At 72.8% G+C, this 18,132-nt stretch carries 8 protein-coding genes; 5 read left to right on the plus strand and 3 right to left on the minus strand.

The features are described 5' to 3' along the window. Nucleotides 1-75: 75 nt before the first annotated feature. Both ACZ5PP_RS00880 and ACZ5PP_RS00885 read left to right on the plus strand, forming a co-directional pair. Entirely contained in the window at nucleotides 76-2,712 is a 2,637-nt protein-coding gene (locus ACZ5PP_RS00880) for a GAF domain-containing protein (RefSeq protein ID WP_043745524.1), read from the plus strand. Beyond that, nucleotides 2,705-4,471 (plus strand): putative bifunctional diguanylate cyclase/phosphodiesterase, encoded by a 1,767-nt coding sequence (locus ACZ5PP_RS00885; protein ID WP_464826586.1) that lies wholly within the window; start codon nucleotides 2,705-2,707, stop codon nucleotides 4,469-4,471. Before ACZ5PP_RS00880 ends, ACZ5PP_RS00885 begins: the two co-directional genes overlap by 8 nt. A 290-nt stretch (nucleotides 4,472-4,761) precedes the next feature. Here the strand turns inward: ACZ5PP_RS00885 and recD are convergent, their stop codons facing one another. The 3 genes from recD to recC are packed head-to-tail and all read right to left on the minus strand — an operon-like array spanning nucleotide 4,762 to nucleotide 14,392. Continuing rightward, on the minus strand, nucleotides 4,762-6,813 hold the full coding sequence (gene recD, locus ACZ5PP_RS00890) for an exodeoxyribonuclease V subunit alpha (RefSeq protein ID WP_464826587.1): 2,052 nt from the start codon (nucleotides 6,811-6,813) through the stop codon (nucleotides 4,762-4,764). Next, complete coding sequence (locus ACZ5PP_RS00895; RefSeq protein ID WP_464826588.1) at nucleotides 6,810-10,775, minus strand: UvrD-helicase domain-containing protein; 3,966 nt, start codon at nucleotides 10,773-10,775, stop codon at nucleotides 6,810-6,812. The genes recD and ACZ5PP_RS00895 overlap by 4 nt, the downstream gene beginning before the upstream one ends. Continuing rightward, nucleotides 10,772-14,392 carry an exodeoxyribonuclease V subunit gamma gene (gene recC, locus ACZ5PP_RS00900; protein WP_464826589.1) on the minus strand — a complete coding sequence of 1,207 codons (3,621 nt, stop codon included), beginning with the start codon at nucleotides 14,390-14,392 and terminating at the stop codon, nucleotides 10,772-10,774. Before recC ends, ACZ5PP_RS00895 begins: the two co-directional genes overlap by 4 nt. Before the next feature lie 438 nt (nucleotides 14,393-14,830). Between recC and ACZ5PP_RS00905 the strand changes: the two genes are divergently transcribed. The 3 genes from ACZ5PP_RS00905 to ACZ5PP_RS00915 are packed head-to-tail and all read left to right on the plus strand — an operon-like array spanning nucleotide 14,831 to nucleotide 18,131. Beyond that, nucleotides 14,831-15,874 carry an ArsJ-associated glyceraldehyde-3-phosphate dehydrogenase gene (locus ACZ5PP_RS00905; RefSeq protein ID WP_464826590.1) on the plus strand — a complete coding sequence of 348 codons (1,044 nt, stop codon included), beginning with the start codon at nucleotides 14,831-14,833 and terminating at the stop codon, nucleotides 15,872-15,874. 2 nt (nucleotides 15,875-15,876) lie between these two features. Next, on the plus strand, nucleotides 15,877-17,211 hold the full coding sequence (arsJ, locus tag ACZ5PP_RS00910) for an organoarsenical effux MFS transporter ArsJ (RefSeq protein ID WP_464826591.1): 1,335 nt from the start codon (nucleotides 15,877-15,879) through the stop codon (nucleotides 17,209-17,211). A 23-nt stretch (nucleotides 17,212-17,234) separates the two neighbouring features. After that, nucleotides 17,235-18,131, plus strand: coding sequence for a metalloregulator ArsR/SmtB family transcription factor (locus ACZ5PP_RS00915; protein WP_004308546.1), 897 nt, complete (start codon nucleotides 17,235-17,237; stop codon nucleotides 18,129-18,131). Nucleotide 18,132: the final 1 nt, after the last annotated feature.

Below are 18,132 nucleotides of genomic sequence, written 5' to 3' on the forward strand. Positions count from 1 at the left end.
CTGGCTCACGGCGCAGATCGGCGAGAGCGGCTACCCTGATGCCTTTACGCATACCCTGCGTGCATGGATCCCGCGATGATCGACCCAGGACTGCCGGCCGACGAGCCCGAGCGCCTCGCCGAACTGCGTGCGCTGGCGATACTCGACACGCCCCGCGAGGACGCCTTCGACAACCTGATGCAACTGGCCGCGTCGATCTTCGGCGTGCCGATCGCGCTCGTCTCGCTCGTGGACGATGCGCGCCAGTGGTTCAAGTCGGCGCACGGGCTGTGCGTGGCGCAGACTCCGCGCGACGTCTCCTTCTGCACCCATGTGGTGTTCTCCAACGCGCCCCTGGTGGTCGAGGACGCCGCGCGCGACCCGCGCTTCGCCGACAACCCGCTCGTCACCGCTGCGCCGCAGGTGCGCTTCTACGCCGGCGAGCCCCTGCGTTCGGACCAGGGGTTCGTGCTCGGCACCCTGTGCGTCATCGACACCGTGCCGCGCCGCTTCGAGGAGGCCGAACGCGCACGCCTGCGGCTGCTCGCGCGCCAGGCCGAGCAGTTGATCCGCCTGCACCGCAAGCGCCAGCGCCTGGCCGACGAGGCGCGCCGCAGCGCGCGCATCGCGGCGCGCTACCAGGCCATCACCGAGGGCGCGGCCGCCGGCATCCTGCGCATCGACGGGCGCGGGCGGATCATCGAGGTCAACCGCTTCGCCTGCGCGCTGTTCGGCTACGAAGAGGCGGAGCTGCGCGGGCACAACGTGCGCATGCTGATGCCCGAGCCCTTCCGTTCCGCGCACGACGGTCATCTCGAGGCCTACCAGCGCACCGGCGTGGCGCGGGTGATCGGTAAGGGCACCGAGGTCGACGCGCTGCACCGCGACGGCCGCCACATCCCGGTGCAGCTCACCGTCAGCGAGGTGAGCCAGGGCGCGCAGGCGGACGACTTCGAGGGCCGCCACTTCATCGGCATCCTGTCCGACCTGCGCGACGTGCATCAGGTGCGCGAGCGCGAGCGTCAGGAGCGCGCGCTGCTCGAGGTGCTGCACCGCGGCCTCACCGACTACCACGCGCTGATCTCGGGCAATACGCTGTGGGGCTTCCTGAAGGACGCGCTGTGCGCGCTCACCGGCAGCGCGTATGGGTTGATCGGCGAGGTGGAGCACGGCGAGGGCGGCCCGGCGCTCAAGATCCACGCCATCACCGACCTGTCCTGGAACGACGAGACCCGCGGGCTGATGCGCAAGCTGGTGCGCGGGGACATGCGCCTGAGCAACCCGGCGAGCATGCTCGGGCGCGTCTTCGCCCGCGGCGAGGTGGTGCTCTCCAACGCCATGCGGTCCGATCCGCGCGGCGGCGCGATGCCGCCCGGGCATCCGCCGCTGTCGCGCTACCTCGGCGTGCCGATCATGGACCGCGGCGAGGTCATCGGCATGTTCGCGATCGCCAACGCGCCGCAGGACTATCCGGACGAGCTGGTCGACTGGCTCAAGCCCTTCACCTCGACCTGCGCACTGCTGATCAACCTGTACCGCCTGTTCAAGGAGCAGCAGCGCTTCACCGAAGAGCTGCAGCAGGCGCGCGACCAGGCCGAGAAGGCGAACCAGGCCAAGACCGAGTTCCTGTCCTCGATGAGCCACGAGTTGCGCACGCCGCTCAACGCCATCCTCGGCTTCGCCCAGCTGCTGCAGAACGGCCGCCAGCCGCTGTCCGAGCGCCAGCTCCGCCAGGTCGAGCAGATCGCCCGCAGTGGCAGGCACCTGCTGCAGCTGATCAACGAGGTGCTCGATCTCGCCCGCATCGAGTCGGGCAGGCTGCAGGTCTCGCTCGAGCCCATGCTCGCGCACGACGTGATCGAGGACGCCGCCCAGATCGTCCTCCCGCTCGCGGAGCAGCAGGGCATCGCGCTGGCGCTGCCGCCGGCGCAGGCCTGCGCGCTGCGCTTCACGGGCGACTACACCCGGGTGAAGCAGATCCTCATCAACCTGCTTGGCAACGCGATCAAGTACAACCGCCCCGGCGGCGCGGTCGAGGTGCGCTGCGAGGCGGTCGGCGGGCGCTGCCGGATCGGCGTCGTCGATACCGGCATCGGCATCCCGGCGGGCCGGCTGGGCGAACTCTTCCAGCCCTTCAACCGCCTCGGCGCCGAGTCCGGCAGCGTCGAGGGCACCGGCGTCGGGCTCGCGCTCACCCGCAAGCTGGTGGATCTGATGCACGGCGAGCTCGGCGTGCACAGCCGCGAGGGCGAGGGCAGCGCGTTCTGGTTCGAGCTGCCCTTGTGCGAACAGGTGCCGGCGGTCCGCGACGAGGCGCGTGCAGCGGCCGCGCCGCAAGCCCTGAGCCGGCGCCACCGGGTGCTCCACGTCGAGGACAATCCCGCCAACCGCCAGCTGATGCAGGACGTCTTCGAGGACGTCGGCCAGGCCGTGCTGCACAGCGTGGATTCGGCCGAGGCCGGCATCGAGGCGGCCTGCTCCGATCCGCCCGACCTCATCCTCATGGACATCGACCTGCCCGGCATGAGCGGTCTGGAGGCGCGCGCCCTGCTCGCGCGCAACCCGCTCACCGCACACATCCCGGTGCTGGCGATCTCCGCCGCGGCCTCGCCGCACACCGTGCGCAAGGCGCGCGAGGCGGGCTTCATCGACTACGTGACCAAACCCTTCGACGTTCCTGCCCTCGTCGCGCGCCTCGGGCAGATCCTCGAACACAGGAGCAGCGATGACTGATCGCGTCCCCATGCAGGCCGACGCCGACATCCTGATCGTCGACGACAACCCCGCCAACGTCGAGCTGCTGCTCGCCCTGCTCGAAGACGCGGGCTACCTGCGTCTCGAAGGCATCACCGACCCGCGCAGGGTGGCGGCGCGGGTGGCGGAGCACGCGCCCGACCTCATCCTGCTCGATGTGCGCATGCCGCACCTGAACGGCCTCGAGCTCATGGAGCGGCTGTCGGCGGGCGGCGCGGAGGCGCCGGCGGTCATCATCCTCACCGCGCAGATCGACGATGCCACCCGTTACCGCGCGCTCGAACTCGGCGCGCGCGATTTCCTCACCAAGCCCTTCGACCAGGTCGAGGTGTTGCAACGCATCCGCAACGTCCTGCACATGCAGCGCCTGATGAAGGAGCGCGCCGAACGCGCGGAACTGCTCGAAGCGCTGGTCGCCGAACGCACGCAGGAACTCGTCGCGCGCGCGCGCCACGATCCGCTCACCGGCCTGCCCAACCGGCTGTCGCTGCTCGACGAGCTCGGTGCATGGCTGGCGGCGCGGCGTGACGCCGCGGTGCTCTTCCTGTCGATCGAGGGCATGGACGAGGTTTCGCGCCTGCACGGCTTCGGCGTGGCCGACGAGCTCGCGCGCGCGGCAGCGCGGCGGCTGCGCGAATGCGTCCCGGAGGGCTTCCTCGCGGTGTGGAACAGCACGCAGTGGGTCCTGCTGTGCGACTGTGCTCCGGCGAGGGGCGCGACCGGCGCGCTCGCCGAGCGGCTGCTCGCCGGCTTCCGCCCGCCGGTCGAGGTCGAACACATGCGGCTGCACCTCGGTCTGCGCATCGGCATCGCCGCCGAGGCGGACGAGCGCAGCCCGGAGCAGCTCGTGCGCATGGCGGCGCTCGCGCTGCCCGCAGGCGAGGGGCAGTGGCAGGCCTACGAGGCCGAGCTCGAGACGCGGATGCAGCGCCGCAACGGCATCCGCGAGGCCTTGCGCGGCGCGGTCGGGCGCGACGAGTTCTCGCTGGTGTACCAGCCCAAGGTGGAGCTGTGCAGCGGCGACATCGTCGGCGTCGAGGCCCTGCTGCGTTGGGACAGCAGCGCCTACGGACGCGTTTCGCCCGCCGAGTTCGTCCCCATCGCCGAGGCCAGCGGCGAGATCCTCGCGATCGGCGGCTGGGTCGTGCGCGCCGCGCTCGCCACGCTGCGGCGCTGGCGCGAGGCGAGGCGCGTCGCCGACGTATTCGGCATGGCGATCAACGTATCGACCCAGCAGCTCATGCAGCCGGACTTCGCCGAGCGCCTCGTCGCCGAGGTCGAGGCCAGCGGCGTGCCGCCCGCGGCGCTCGAGCTCGAGGTCACCGAATCCGGCCTGATGCAGGACATGGCGCTCGCCGCCCGCCACCTCGACCACCTCGCGCGCGCGGGCTTCCGCATCGCGATCGACGACTTCGGCACCGGGCATTCCTCGCTCGCCTACCTCAAGGCCTTGCCGGTCTCGGTGCTCAAGATCGACCGTGCCTTCATCCGCGAGCTCCACGCCAATCCCGCCGACCAGCGCCTCACCGGCACCGTGATCGACATGGCGCGGCATTTCGAATTCATCACGGTTGCCGAGGGCGTGGAGCAGGAGGCCCAGCTCGAACGCCTCATGGACATGGGCTGCGACCTCGTCCAGGGCTTCATGTTCGCCCCGCCCCTGAAGGAGGACGCGCTGTTCCGGCTGATGAAGACGGGCTTCGCGCACATGCCGGTGTTCGGCGGGGCGGTGGCGTAGAGGGGTAGGCGCTGGCCCGACGGCCCGGTTCGCGGCTTGCGCCGCTCCCACGGAAACCGCCGATGCCCCGATCGCGACTTGCGTCGCTCCCACGGAAACCGCCCCGCCCCGTGGGAGCGGCGCAAGCCGCGAAAGGAGCTCAGGGCAACCGCCGGCACCCGTAGGAGCGGCGCAAGCCGCGAATGAAGCGGTTCGGGATGCGACCCGCGTGCAGAACGCCGCCGTTCATCCTCGCGCGTTCTCCGCTTCGTCTTCCCCGTCACCGCCTCCACGCCCGCGCCGGCGATCGTCTACGTTCCCTGAAAGTCCAGCAGCCCGCTCTCGCGCCGGGTCGCCTGCAACACGCCATGCTCCAGCAGGCCCTCGCGTTCGGCCACCAGGCTGAAGGCCTTGCGGGCGCGCGTGATCGCGGTGTAGATCAGCTCGCGCACGAGCACGTTGCCGCTCTGCGCGGCGAGCACCAGCACCGTGTGCTCGAACTCCGAGCCCTGGCTCTTGTGCACCGTCATCGCGAACGCGGTCTCGACATGGGCGAGGCGGCTCGCCGCCACCGAGCGCAAGGCCTCGCCGTCGAGGAAGTGCACCCGCAGGCCGCCGCTCTCGAGCGCCGGCAGGGTGATGCCGATGTCGCCGTTGAAGACGCCGAGCGCGGGGTCGTTGCGGGTGACCATGACCGGGCGCCCGGCGTACCAGGTCCCGCGTGGCGACAGCAGACGCGCGCGCGCGAGCGCGTGCTCGATCGCGCGGTTGAGCCCGGCCATGCCCCAGTCGCCTTCGCGCACCGCGCACAGCACGCGGAAGCGGTCGAAGGCGTGCAGGATCGCCGTCGCCCACGCGGCGTGCGCCTCGGCGTCCTTGCCTGCCGGTCCGCGTGCGAGCAGCTCCAGATAGTCGCGGTAGCAGGCGGGTGCGCCCCTGCGGCCGCCGAGCGCGAGCGCGATCACCGCCGCCACCGGTCCGCCCTCGACCCCGTGCAGCGCGCCGCTCGCATCCTCGCGCAGCAGGCGCGCGGGCAGGGCCGGGTCGCGCGCCGCGTTGACCGCGTGCGCGAGCGCGCCGATCGGCCCCTCGAAGCGCCGGCTCTCGCGCAGCATCACGGTGTGCTGGGCGAGCGCGGGCGCCTTGTCCGTGGGCTCCAGGTAGCGCGTGGGCAGGGCCTCGCCGGTGGTGGCGAGCAGGTAGCGTGCGGTCTCGGCGTCGTAGCGTCCGTCCGAGGCGTCGCGGCAGAGGTCGCCGAGCACCGCGCCGGCCTCGACCGACGCGAGCTGGTCCTTGTCGCCGAGCAGCACCAGGCGCGCGCCGCGCGGCAGGGCTTCGAGCAGGGCGGCCATCATCTCCAGGTGCACCATCGAGGCTTCGTCCACGATCACCACGTCCACGTCGAGCGGATTGCCGGCGTGGTGGCGGAAGCGCCGCGTGTCGGGACGGGCGCCGAGCAGCGCGTGCAGGGTGCGCGCGGCGCCGATGCGGCGGGTCAGCGCGGCGAGGTCGAGGTGGCCGCCCAGGCTGCGCTGGAGGGCCTGCAGCGAGCCGTCGATGGCCTGGCGCAGGCGCGCGGCGGCCTTGCCGGTGGGGGCGGCGAGCGCGATGCGCAGGCGCTCGGGCGCCGGGTGGGTGGCGAGCATCAGCGCGAGCAGGCGCGCGGCGGTGTAGGTCTTGCCGGTACCGGGGCCGCCGGTGAGGATGCTCAGGCGCCCGCGCAAGGCGATCGCGCAGGCGAGCTTCTGCCAGTCGACCGCCGCCTCGTGGGCCGGAGTGCCGGGCGCGGCCGGAAAGAGGCGGTCCAGCCAGGTGCGCGCACGCGCCTCGTCGACCGGCTCGGGTTGCGCGCAGCGCGCCGCCACCGCGGCGGCGACGCTGCGCTCGTACTGCCAGTAACGGCGCAGGTAGAGCCGCGGTGCGGTGTCGGGTCCGTCCACCAGCAGGGGCTGGCCGAGTTCGGGGTCGTGGCCGATGCGGCGCACCACGGGGCTTTGCTGCAGCGCCGCCAGCCAGGCGGCGGAATCGGCGGGCAGGTTCTGCCACAGCGCGGCGATCGCCGCTTGGGCCTCCATCGGCCAGGCCAGCAGATCCTGGTCGGTCGCGGCGAGCGGGGCGAGCGGCAGGCAGCTATGGCCGCGGCCCTCCATGCGCGCCAGCACCGCTGCGCCCACCAGCAGCGCGGGCGGCGCGGCGGGGTCGAGGCTGGCGATGAAACGGGCGAAGGCGCTGTCGAGCTGGCGCAGCAGGCCGGCGTCCGTCCAGGCGTCGAGGGTGGCGAGGAGGGCGTCGGTCGGCGCGGAGGGCGCTGTCGCCGCGTGTGGCGCCGCGGCAGGCGAGGGCGAAGCGTGGATGGGGCTCATGCCAGGGAAGCCTCGTCGGCGAGCAGGTGGTCCAGGGTGTCGAGCAGCTCGATCAGCGCCGGCGTGGCCGGGATGGCGTATTCGCCGCGCGCCGGCCCGTCGATGCCACGCAGGAAGAGATACAGCGCGCCGCCGAGCTGGCGGGCGGGCTCGTAGGCCCCGCCCAGGCGCGCGCGCAGCAGGCGATGCAGCGCGAGCAGGTAGATCGCCGCCTGCACGTCGTAGCGGTGATGCGCCATCGCCGCCTCGAGTGCGGCGCGGTCGTAGGCGCTGCCGTCCTCGCCCAGGCTGTTCGACTTGTAGTCCAGCACCCAATAGCGCCCGTCGTGTTCGAACACCAGGTCGGCGAAGCCCATCAGCATGCCGTGCAGTTCGCGCTGCGGCAGTGCGGGGCGGGGCTGGGCGTGGAGCAGGTGGCGCCGACACAGCGCGTCCACCGCCGTCGCCTGCAGCTGAGCGGAGGGCAGCCAGAACTCCATCTCGGTGATCAGCACGCGCAGGTCCTGCAGCGCCGCGTCCAGGCTGGGCAGGCGGGCGCCGAGCAGGGCGCGCATCCACTGCACAAGCTCGTCGGCACGCTCGCCGTGGCCGGCGCGCTCGCAGCGCCGGCGCAGCGCGGCCTCCAGGCCCTCGTTGGTGGCGAGCGCGAAGCCTTCCGCGGCGAGCCATTCGAGCACGTCGTGGAGGAAGTCGCCGGCGAAGGCGCCGCGCGGGAAGCGGTGCCAAGGCGGCCGGTCCGTGTCGGGGGGGGCGAGGGCGAGGCCACCGTCCGCACCGGATGGCGCCAGTGCGGCATCCTCCTCCAGGCGGACGAGCGCCTCGTCGGCCGCCGGGCGGCGGACGTGGACCGGCAGGATGCGGGCGGCCCCGGCCGCCTCGGCCTGGCCATAATCGTCCGCCGCCAGGGGGGCTGCCGAGCCGGCTTCATCGGGCGCCGCGGCGAAGAGGTCGGCGGTGGTGCCGCGTGCGGGCGCCGGTGGCGCGCTTCCGGCGCCCGGCAGGGCGACCATCTGCGCCGGATCGATGTCGCGCACCAGCGCGGAGAAGCTGCCGAGCGACCAGCGACGCTCGAAGTCGGCGCGGTAGGGCGCGCTGTCCTGCAGCGGCGGCAAGGCCTCGCGCCGGCGCAGCAGGGTGTGCGCCTCTTCGGGCGGCGCGGCCTCGAGCGCGATGCGGGTGCGGCCGTCGGCCTCCGTGCCGGTCGCGCCATCCTGCGCGGCGGCTGTCGCCAGCGCCTGCAGCGGGGCGAGCCAGGCGGCCTCGTCGAGCGCAGCGCCGCCCGCGAGCAGGTGCCCGGGCGCGCTGCGATGGGTCTGGCAGGCCTTGCCCTTGCCGATCCTGACCGCGGCGAAGCCCATCCACAGCGCGTGGCGCGCGCGCGTCAGCGCGACGTAGAACAGGCGCAGGTCTTCGCGCAGGCGCTCGGCCTCGGCGCGTTCGAGGTCGGCGTCGTCGTAGTCGAGCGCGAGCCGCCGCCGCCCGCTGGCGTCGGCGAGCTTGAGGTAGCGCGCGGTCCTGCGCTCCACCGCGCGGAAGCTGGTGGCGAAGGGGAGGCAGACCACGGGGTATTCGAGACCCTTGCTCTTATGCACCGTGACCACCTTGACGAGGTCGGCGTCGCTCTCCAGGCGTACCACCTGTTCCTCGCCGGCGCCGCTGCCGCCGGCCTCGATCGTCATCGCCAGCCAGCGCACCAGCGCGGTCTCGCCCTCGAGCGTGGCGCCGGCCTGCTGCAGCAGCTCGGCCAGGTGCAGGAAGTTGGTGAGCCGGCGCTCGCCCTCGGGCTCGGCCAGCCAGCGCGCGGGCAGGTCGAGCAGGTGCAGGCTGCGGCGCAGCATGGTGAGCACGCCGAGCTCGCGCCAGGCGACGTGCAGCGCGCGGAACTGCTCGCTGCGCGCGTCGAAGGCCGCGTCCGAGCTCGCCAGCCGGGCCAGTTCGGGGATCGACAGGCCCACCGTGCGGGTGGCGAGCGCGGCGCGCACGAGGCGGGCGTCGAGCGGCGAGGCCACCGCGCGCAGCCAGTGCAGCAGGTCGTGCGCCTCCGCGCTGGCGAAGACCGAGTCCTTGTCCGACAGATAGACCGAGGCCAGGCCGCGCCGGCGCAGCGCGCGCCGCACCTCCGCGGCCTCGCGCCCGCTGCGCACGAGCACCGCGATGTCGGCCGGGCGCAGGCGCTGGAATGCCTTGCCGGGGGCCTGGAAGCCGGCGTGCTCGTCGTTGAGCCAGCCGACGATGCGCTCGGCGCAGCGCGCGGCGAACAGGCGGCGGATCTCGCCGGCGCTGCGCAGCGTCAGGTCATGGTGGATGAGCAGCGCCGGGGGCACGCCGCCATCGGCATGGAAGACCTCTTCGCGCCCCTGCGCCGCCACCGCCTCGAAGGGCAGGGCGTTGTCCGCCCCGTCGCGAAAGCCGAAGGCGCCCGCGCCCGGGCGGTCCTCGGCCTGGGCGAACCAGGCGTTGACCGCGCCCACCAGCGCGTGCGCCGAGCGGAAGTTGGTGCCGAGCATGTAGTGCCGGCCGGCGGTGGCGCGGCGGGCCTGCAGGTAGCTGTAGATGTCCGCGCCGCGAAATCCGTAGATCGACTGCTTGGGGTCGCCGATCAGCAGCAGCGCGCTGCGCGGGTCGTCGTCGGCGGTGCGGTAGAGCGCGTCGAAGAGGCGGTACTGCAGCGGCGAGGTGTCCTGGAACTCGTCGATCAGCGCCACCGGGTACTGGGTGAGGATGCGCTCGCGCAGGCGCGCGCCGTGCGGCCCGGCGAGGGCGCGGTCGAGACGGTCGAGCAGGTCGGCGAAGCCGAAGCTGCGCGCCTGGCGCTTGAGCTCGGCGAGGCGCTCGCCGACCCGGGTGGCGGCGTGGATGCGTAGCGCGGTGCGCGGGTCGGGTAGGGCGTCGTGGTCTTCGATCAGGCCGGCGAAGGCGGCGAAGTGCTCGGGCAGCACGGGCGCCGGGGCGTCGGCCTTGCGCGCCTCGAGCAGGCCGTCTGGGGTGAGGCGGTGGCGGGCGCTGTCGGGGAGCTCGAGCCTGCGGTCGAGCGGGTTGCGCGCCCACTGTTCGAGCGCCTCCAGCCAGGGCGTGTAATAGCGCTCGTGCAGCTTGGTGCGATTCCACAGCTTGGCCTTGGTGGCGAGTTCCTCGTCCAGCCAGTCCTTCATGGCGCGCGCGCGCTCGGCCCAGCCACGCGAGAGCGCCACCCGCGCCCGGCGGTGCGCGCCGCCGACGCGCCCGATCAGTGCGGCCAGGGTTTCGCCACCGGCCGAATCGCGCCGCACGCCGTCCTGGTCGCCGGGATCCGCGCTCCGATCCCGGTCCCCGCCGTCATCCCGATCCGCGCCCTGCAGCGGTTGGCCGACGAGCGCGCGCATGTCCTCGACGAGGGCGTGCACGTCGGCCCACTGCGCGAGTACGAGCTCCAGCGCCTCGCCGGCGAGCGGGTAGCAGTGCTGGCGCCAGTAGTCCTGCGCGGCCTCGGTCAGCAGCACGCTCTCGTCGGCGGCGAGCTCCTCGTCGAAGGGGTTGCCGCTGTCGAAGGCGTGTTCGCGCAGCATGCGTTGGCACCAGGCGTCGATGGTGAACACCGCCGCGTCGTCCATGGCCGCGGCCGCCATCGCCAGGCGCCAGGCGGCGTTGCGGCGCGCGGCCGCGTCGGGGTAGGCAGCGCGCAGTTCGTCGAGCAGGGGGTCGGGTGCGCGGCCCGCATCTTCGTTGCGGAACCAGGCCGCAGCCTCGCGCAGGCGCTCGCGGATGCGCTCGGAGAGCTCGCGCGTGGCGGCGCGGGTGAAGGTCATCACCAGGATCTCGGCGGGCAGCAGCGGACGCGCGAAGGCGGTGTCGGCGTCGCCGTGGCCGAGCACCAGGCGCAGGTAGAGCGCGGCGATGGTCCAGGTCTTGCCGGTTCCGGCGCTGGCCTCGATGAGGCGGCTGCCGCGCAGCGGAAAGCAGGCGGGGTCGAGGCGGTGGCTCATCGGGCAGACTCCTGGGTCTCGGGTGCCGGGTGGGGGACGGCCTCGACGTGGCTGTCCATCCATTCGAGCAGCGGGCCGTAGAGCGCGCGCGCGAGGTGCTCGAAGCGGCCGTCCTCGATCAGCGCGGCGTAGTCGGGATAGCAGCGTGCGAGGCTGGCCTCCTCGACCTCGCCGCGCCGGTGCTCGCTGCCCTCGTAGGCTTCGGCAGGCTTGCCCTCGCCGACGAGGGCGAGCGCGGTGCGGGCCGCCACCGGCAGCGGCTCGCCCAGGCCCGCGATCCAGGCCTCGATCAGGCGGGCGAGCAGGGCGCGCGCGACGGCGGGGTCGGTGGGGACGATGTGGACGGTGGCGTCGCGGCCGACCAGCAGGCCGCCGCTCGGGCTGTCCGCCGCGGCGGCGAGCAGGCTGCGCACCCAGGGCAGCAGCAGGCGCCAAGGGCGCAGCGTGCCCTTGTCGGCGTCTTCGAGCAGGCGGCCAGGGTCGTGGGCGAGCCACGAGGGTAGCGCGTGCTCGTCGGCGCGCACGCGGTGGTCCAGCCAGTCCTCCATGAGCGCGCCGGCATGCGCGAAGCGCAGGTTGCGGCGCTCGGCGTCGAGGGGATGGCTGGCGCGGACCAGCCGCCACGCGCGCAGCAGCGGCAGCACGGCCTCGCCGAGTGCGGCGCGGGCGCGCAGGCCGAGGCCGCCGATCGGCAGTCGGCCGGCGCGCTCGATGCGTCCGAGCTGGGCCTCGACCGCGGCTTCGAGTGCGAAGGCGTGCAGTTCGGGTGGTGGCAGAAGGGCGAGATCGGCGAGCACCGCGGCGGCGAGTTCCTCGACCAGGCCGTGTTCCTCGAGACCGTCGAAGCCGAAGGCCTCGTCGTCGGGCAGGGCCTCGTCCACGTCCTCGTACACCACGCCGAGGCGCTCGCGGAAGAAGACCTTGACCGGGTTGCGCAGGAAGGCGGCGAGCGCCGCGATGGTGAGCGGGACCGCCGGGTCGGGGACGAAGGGGGGCAGCGGCGGGGAGGCAGCCTCGCCGCGCGTGGGACGAGCTGCGCGGCCCGTGGCTTCGCGGTTCGCCTGCCCGTCATGCGACGGCACGGCATTGTCCTGCGCTGCCGCCTCGACGTGCGCGGCGCGCCACTCGCGTGCGTAGGTGAGCAAGGGCGTGCCCGGCTCGAAGTAGCGCCGGCTGAAGGGCTGCAGCGGGTGCTCGACGGTGCGTTCGGCCACCACCGCGGGTGACCAGCCCGCGGCGAGGTAGTCGCGCAGCTGGGCGACCAGCACCGAGGGCGGCTGCACGCTGTTGTCGCGCACGTTGCGCCCGCACCAGCTCAGGTAGAGCACCCGGCGGGCCGAGAGCAGGGCCTCGAGCATGAGCTGGCGGTCGTCGTCGCGGCGGGCGCGGTCGCCCGGGCGCTGCTGGCCCGGCAGGGCCATGAGGTCGAAGTCGCTGCGCGGGCTGCGGCGCGGATAGTCGCCGTCGTTCATGCCGAGCAGGCAGACCACCTCGAAGGGGATCGCACGCATCGGCATCAGCGTGCAGAAGGTGACCCCGCCGGCGCGGAAGCGCTTGTCGAGCGCGGGGCTCTCGAGCGCGGCGAGCCAGGCCTCGGCGGCGACGGCGAGCGGCAGCTCGGCCTCGAAAGCGGCCTCGTCGCAGGCCTCGAGCCAGCGTTCGAGGGCGTCGTCGAGCGCGGCCAGGGTCTGGCGGTCGGTGTCGTCCACCGCACGCACCAGGTCGGCGAGCAGGGCGCGCAGGCGCTGGGTCCAGGCCGCGGGCGTGGCGGGTCGGCGGCTGTCGGCCTGCCAGCGGATCAGGCGCTCGACCAGGTGCGCGAGGGCGCCGGCGAGCTCGGCGTCGAGGCCGCCGACCTCGTCGTAGGGCTCGATGCCGGCGAAAGGCGCGTCCATCGTGACCTCCGAACGCCCGGCGGCGTAGCCCATCAACATGCGGCGCAGGCCGAAGAGCGCGCTGTTCTGCTCGCCGCAGGCCTGCAGGCCGAGCCCGGCGCGGTGACGCGCGTCGAGGCCCCAGCGGATGCCGGCGCCGCGCATCCACCCGGTGAGCCGTGGCAGCCCATCCTCGGCAAGGCCGAAGCGGGCGGCGATGGCGGGCACGTCGAGCAGGGCGCCGAGGTCGGACAGCCGGCAGCGGTCATGCCGGATGCGCAGCAGCCACTCCACCGCGCCCATCAGCGGGCTGCTCGCGCGCGCCGACAGGTCGGCGATGTCGAAGGGGATGTGGCGCGGGTCGTGGCGGCCGTACTGGCCGAAGACCGCGCGGATCGCCGGCGCGAAGTCGTCGATCGAGGGCACCATCACGACGATGTCGCGCGGGCGCAGCGGCTTGTCCCCGGGGGGCCGGGCGAGCAGGGCGAGGAGCTGGTCGTGGAGGATCTCGAGCTCGCGCACCGGGCTGTGGGCGAGGTGGAAGACGATGGAGCGGTCCTCGGCCGGCACCGGCGGGTGCGGATGCTCGGCGAGCGGGGTGAGGTCGCGGATGTGGCGCTGGACCTGGACGAGCAGTGTGGGCTGGGCAACGTCGTGGGTGTCCTGGTCGTCGTCGAAGAGGTCGATGCGGGCGAGCGGGAAGCGCGCGAGCGTCTGCTCGGCGTCGTCGAAGGCGTCGAGCTGGCGCACGAAGTCGCGCGCCTGGCGACCCCAGGCGGCGAGGAGCGGGTGGGCGTGCAGGTGCATCGCGTCCAGCCCGACGTCCTGCAGCTCGCGGCCGTCGCGTAGCGGCTGGCGGCGGCGGGCGATGCGCAGCCACTCGCGCCCGTCCAGGATGTCGGCCCAGTGGAAGCGGCAGGGGTTGGGGATGGCGAGCAGCACCTGGGCGTGGCGCGACACCGCGGCGAGCAGCTGCAGCGTGGGCAGCGGCACGTGGGTCATGCCGAAGAGCACGACGCGGCGCGGCAGCGCGGCGGCCGGGTGCAGGGCGGCGTCCTCCGTGATCGCGTCGAGCGCCGCGAGCACGCGGTCGTGCAGTTGCGGCCGGGTCAGCGCGCGCTGCTGCGGGTCGAGCTCGTCGACCACGCGCTGCCACAGCCGTGCCTGCCAGCGCTGGTCCTCGGGCAGCGGGGTCTCGCCGCGGCCGGTGAGTGGAGTCTCGCCGCGGCCGGCGTCGGGCAGCGCCTCGCGCCCTTCTCCCCAGGCGTCGAGCCAGTCGGGCCGGTGCACCTGGTACTGGTCGTAGAGGTCGGCGATGCGCAGCGCGAGCTGGAAGCGGCGGCCGGGGTCGTTATCCGCGAGGTAGCCGGCGACCGGCGCGAAGCCGGGTTCGGCCAGCACCTCGGGCAGCAGCCGCATCAGCCGCCAGGCGAGCGCGGTCTTGTCGAGCGGCGAGCGCGCCGGGACCTGCGCGCGCCCGAGCACCTGGCGGTAGGTCTGCCACTGGAAGCGCGCCGGCAGTTGCACCGCCGCCGCCGCGCATACCCCGGCCCGGCGCGCGATTGCCATCTTCACCCATTCCGCCATGCCGTTGCTCTGCACCAGGATCACCTCGGATTCGAGGGGGGCGAGCGGATGCTGCGCCAGCCAGCCGGCGACGGTGTCGAGCAGGGTCTCGATGCGGTTGCCGTGCAGGGCGATGAAGCCGGGGGGGAGGGAGGCGGCGGGGGCAGGTGCGGTCATCTTGGAGGGTATCGTTCAGTGCGCAGCCGTGCGGGATGGTTTGGCGTATTCGTCCGCATGCGCCGCGAGTCGTGCGCAGATTATGCCTCGTCCCACCGGACCGGCCGGGGGCGACGCAGTCCGGTGCATCGCGACTCGCGTCGCTCCTGCGGAGAGTCGCGGCGTGACGGCAAGCGCCGTGATCGCGACTCGCGTCGCTCCTACGGAGAGCCGCGGCATGATGGCACGCGCCGTGATCGCGACTCGCGTCGCTCCTACGGAGAACTGCTGCGACTGCGGAGGTCGTTGCAGGCGCGACGCGCGTCGCGATCACATGCGCCGCGCGTACGCTTCGCCTCAAGCGCCTTGACGCTTCCGTCTCCGAATCCTCACACCGTCGTAACGTCGCCTCGATTACAATTCAACAATTCTAAAAATATTGATCAGTAGGGGCGCGAGATGAAAGTCGGCATCAACGGCATGGGGCGGATCGGTCGCCTGGCGCTGCGCGCCGCGATGGGCGCGGCGGAGCGGCAGGCGGACGACCCGCGTGCGGACAATCGCCTCGAGGTGGTCCATCTGAACGAGATCAAGGGCGGCGCGGCGGCGAGCGCGCATCTGCTCGCCTTCGACAGTGTGCAGGGGCGCTGGCGGGCGGACATCCGCGCCGACGGCGAGGACGCGATCCGCATCGACGGCCGGCGCCTGTCCTTCTCCGCCCACGCCAGCCCGGCCGACATCCCCTGGGGCGATCTGGGCGTCGATGTCGTGCTCGAATGCACCGGCAAGATCCTCACCCCCGAGGCGCTGCAGGGCCACCTCGACCGCGGCGCCAGGCGCGTGATCGTCGCCGCCCCGGTGAAGACCGGCGGCGTGCTCAACATCGTCGTCGGCATCAACCACGAACTCTACGACCCGGCGCGCGACCGCATCGTGACGGCGGCCTCGTGCACCACCAACTGCCTCGCGCCGGTGGTCAAGGTCGTGCATGAAAACCTCGGCATCCGCCACGGCCAGATCACCACCATCCACGATCCCACCAACACCAACCTGGTGGTCGACGCGCCGCACAAGGACCTGCGCCGCGCGCGCAGCTCGCTGCTGAGCCTGGCGCCGACCACCACCGGCAGCGCCACCGCGATCGCGCTGATCTACCCGGAGCTGAAGGGCAAGCTCAATGGCCACGCGGTGCGCGCGCCGGTGCTCAACGCCTCGCTCACCGACTGCGTGTTCGAGCTGCGGCGCGCGACCACGGTGGAGGAGGTGAACGCGCTGTTCAAGGCCGCGGCGCAAGGCCCGCTCGCCGGCATCCTCGGCTACGAGGAGCGCCCGCTGGTGAGCATCGACTATGCGCGCGACACGCGCAGCGCCATCGTCGACGCGCTGTCGACCATGGTGACCGACGGCACGCTGCTCAAGGTGTACGCCTGGTACGACAACGAGATGGGCTACGCCTGCCGCATGGTGGATCTGGCCTGCCACATGGAAAGCGTCGGTCTCTGACCATGAACGAAGCGCCCGGCTCCTCCCCGACGCCGCCGGCGTCGCCCTCGCCCTCGGCACCGACCGGTGGCGCACGGCACGCCGCGCGCGATTACGCCATCGTCACCGCCGCCTACTGGGGCTTCACGCTCACCGACGGCGCGCTGCGCATGCTGGTGCTGCTGCATTTCTATCGCCTGGGCTACTCGCCCTTCACGCTCGCCTTCCTGTTCCTGCTCTACGAGGCGGCCGGTGTGCTGGCGAACCTGGTCGGCGGCTGGCTGGCGACGCGATACGGCATCGCGCGCATGCTGGTGGTGGGGCTGGTCACGCAGATTCTCGGCTTTGGCCTGCTGTCCGCGCTCGACCCCGGATGGACAGCAACGATGGCGGTGGCCTGGGTCGTGGTGGCGCAGGGCATCTGCGGCGTCGCCAAGGACCTGACCAAGACGGCCAGCAAGGCGGCGATCAAGCTCACCCAGGCCCAGGTCCAGGCCGAGGCCAACGAGCAGGCTCGGGGTGGAAGTCAGGGCCAGCTCTTCAAGTGGGTGGCGTGGTTCACCGGCAGCAAGAACGCGATGAAGGGCATCGGCTTCTTCCTCGGCGGGGTGCTGCTGGAGGTGCTCGGCTTTCGTGGTGCGCTGTGGGCGATGGCGGGCTTGCTGGCGTTGGTGCTCGCTGGCGTGCTGCTGGCGCTGCCGCCGATGATGGGCAGGAAGAAGGCGTCGGGCTCGGTGCGCGAGCTGTTCGCCAAGAGCCCCGGCATCAACGCGCTGGCCGCGGCGCGCGTGGCGCTGTTCGGCGCGCGCGATGTGTGGTTCGTGGTCGGGGTGCCGGTGTTCCTGTACTCGGCGGGGTGGACCTTCACGATGGTCGGCACCTTCCTCGCCGGGTGGACGATCGCCTACGGCCTGGTGCAGGCGCTGGCGCCGCAGATCGTCCGCCGCAGTGCCGATGGCCTGAGCCGCGAGGTGCCGGCGGCACGGCTGTGGTCGGCGCTGCTGGCGCTGATTCCCGCCGCGCTCGCGGTGGCAGTGTGGCTGCAGGTGCCCGGCCTGGAGTGGGTGGTGGTCGGCGGCCTCGGCCTGTTCGGCTTCGCCTTCGCGGTCAACTCCTCGGTGCATTCCTACCTGGTGCTGGCCTACGCGGGCTCGGAGAAGGCGGCGGAGGACGTCGGTTTCTATTACGCTGCGAACGCGCTCGGGCGCTTCATCGGCACGCTGCTGTCGGGACTGCTGTACCAGTGGGGCGGCTTGCTGTACGCGCTCGTCGGCTCGGCGGCGATGCTGCTGGCGTGCTGGCTGGTGACGCTGGCGTTGCCGCTCGAACGCCATGACGCCGCCCGGGCGGCCCCCTGACTCCGCTTGACGAAGAGATCCGAATGGACGAGAAAGCCGCAGTTTCCGCCTTCGAGGCGCTGTCCTCGGGCATCCGCCTGGATGTGTTCCGCCTGCTGGTGCGTGCCGGGCCGCAGGGCAGGGTGGCCGGCGAGCTCGCCAGCGCGCTCGGTCTGCCGCCGACCAACCTGTCCTTCCACCTCAAGGCGCTCGCGCAGGCGGGGCTGGTCTCGGCCGAACAGGAAGGGCGCTTCCAGCGTTATCGCGCCGACATGGCGCGGATGCGCGGGCTGATCGCCTACCTCACCGAGGAATGCTGCGGCGGTGCGCCTGCACTGTGCGGGCTGGATGGCAGCGCTTCCACGACCGGATCCACCACGCCCGCCGCGCGCCACGCGGCGGGCCAGACACGACGACCGGAGTCTTCCATGTCCGACGAGTGCTACAACGTGCTCTTCCTGTGCTCGGCCAACTCGGCGCGCAGCATCATCGCCGAGGTCATCCTCAACCGGATCGGCCAGGGCCGCTTCAAGGCCTGCAGCGCCGGCAGCGCGCCGCGCGGCGAGGTGCACCCGATGACCCTGCAGGTGCTGAAGGCGCAGGGCTACGACACGAGCGCGCTGCGCAGCAAGAGCTGGGACGAGTTCTCCGCGCCGGATGCGCCGCAGATGGACTTCGTATTTACCGTGTGCGACACGATCGCCGGCGAGACCTGCCCGGTGTGGCCGGGTCAGCCGCTGACCGCGCACTGGGGTGTGGCCGATCCGGTGAAGGCCGAGGGCGGCGAGCGGCGCCGGCTCGACGCCTTCAGCCTGACGCTGAACCAGCTCCTCGATCGTCTGCGCCTCTTCACCAGCCTGCCGCTGGCCACGCTCGACCGCCTCGCGGTCCAGCACGAGATCGACCGCATCGGCCAGATGCCGGCCGCAGTGGAGGCCTGAG

Source organism: Thauera sp. DNT-1 (assembly GCF_055393985.1).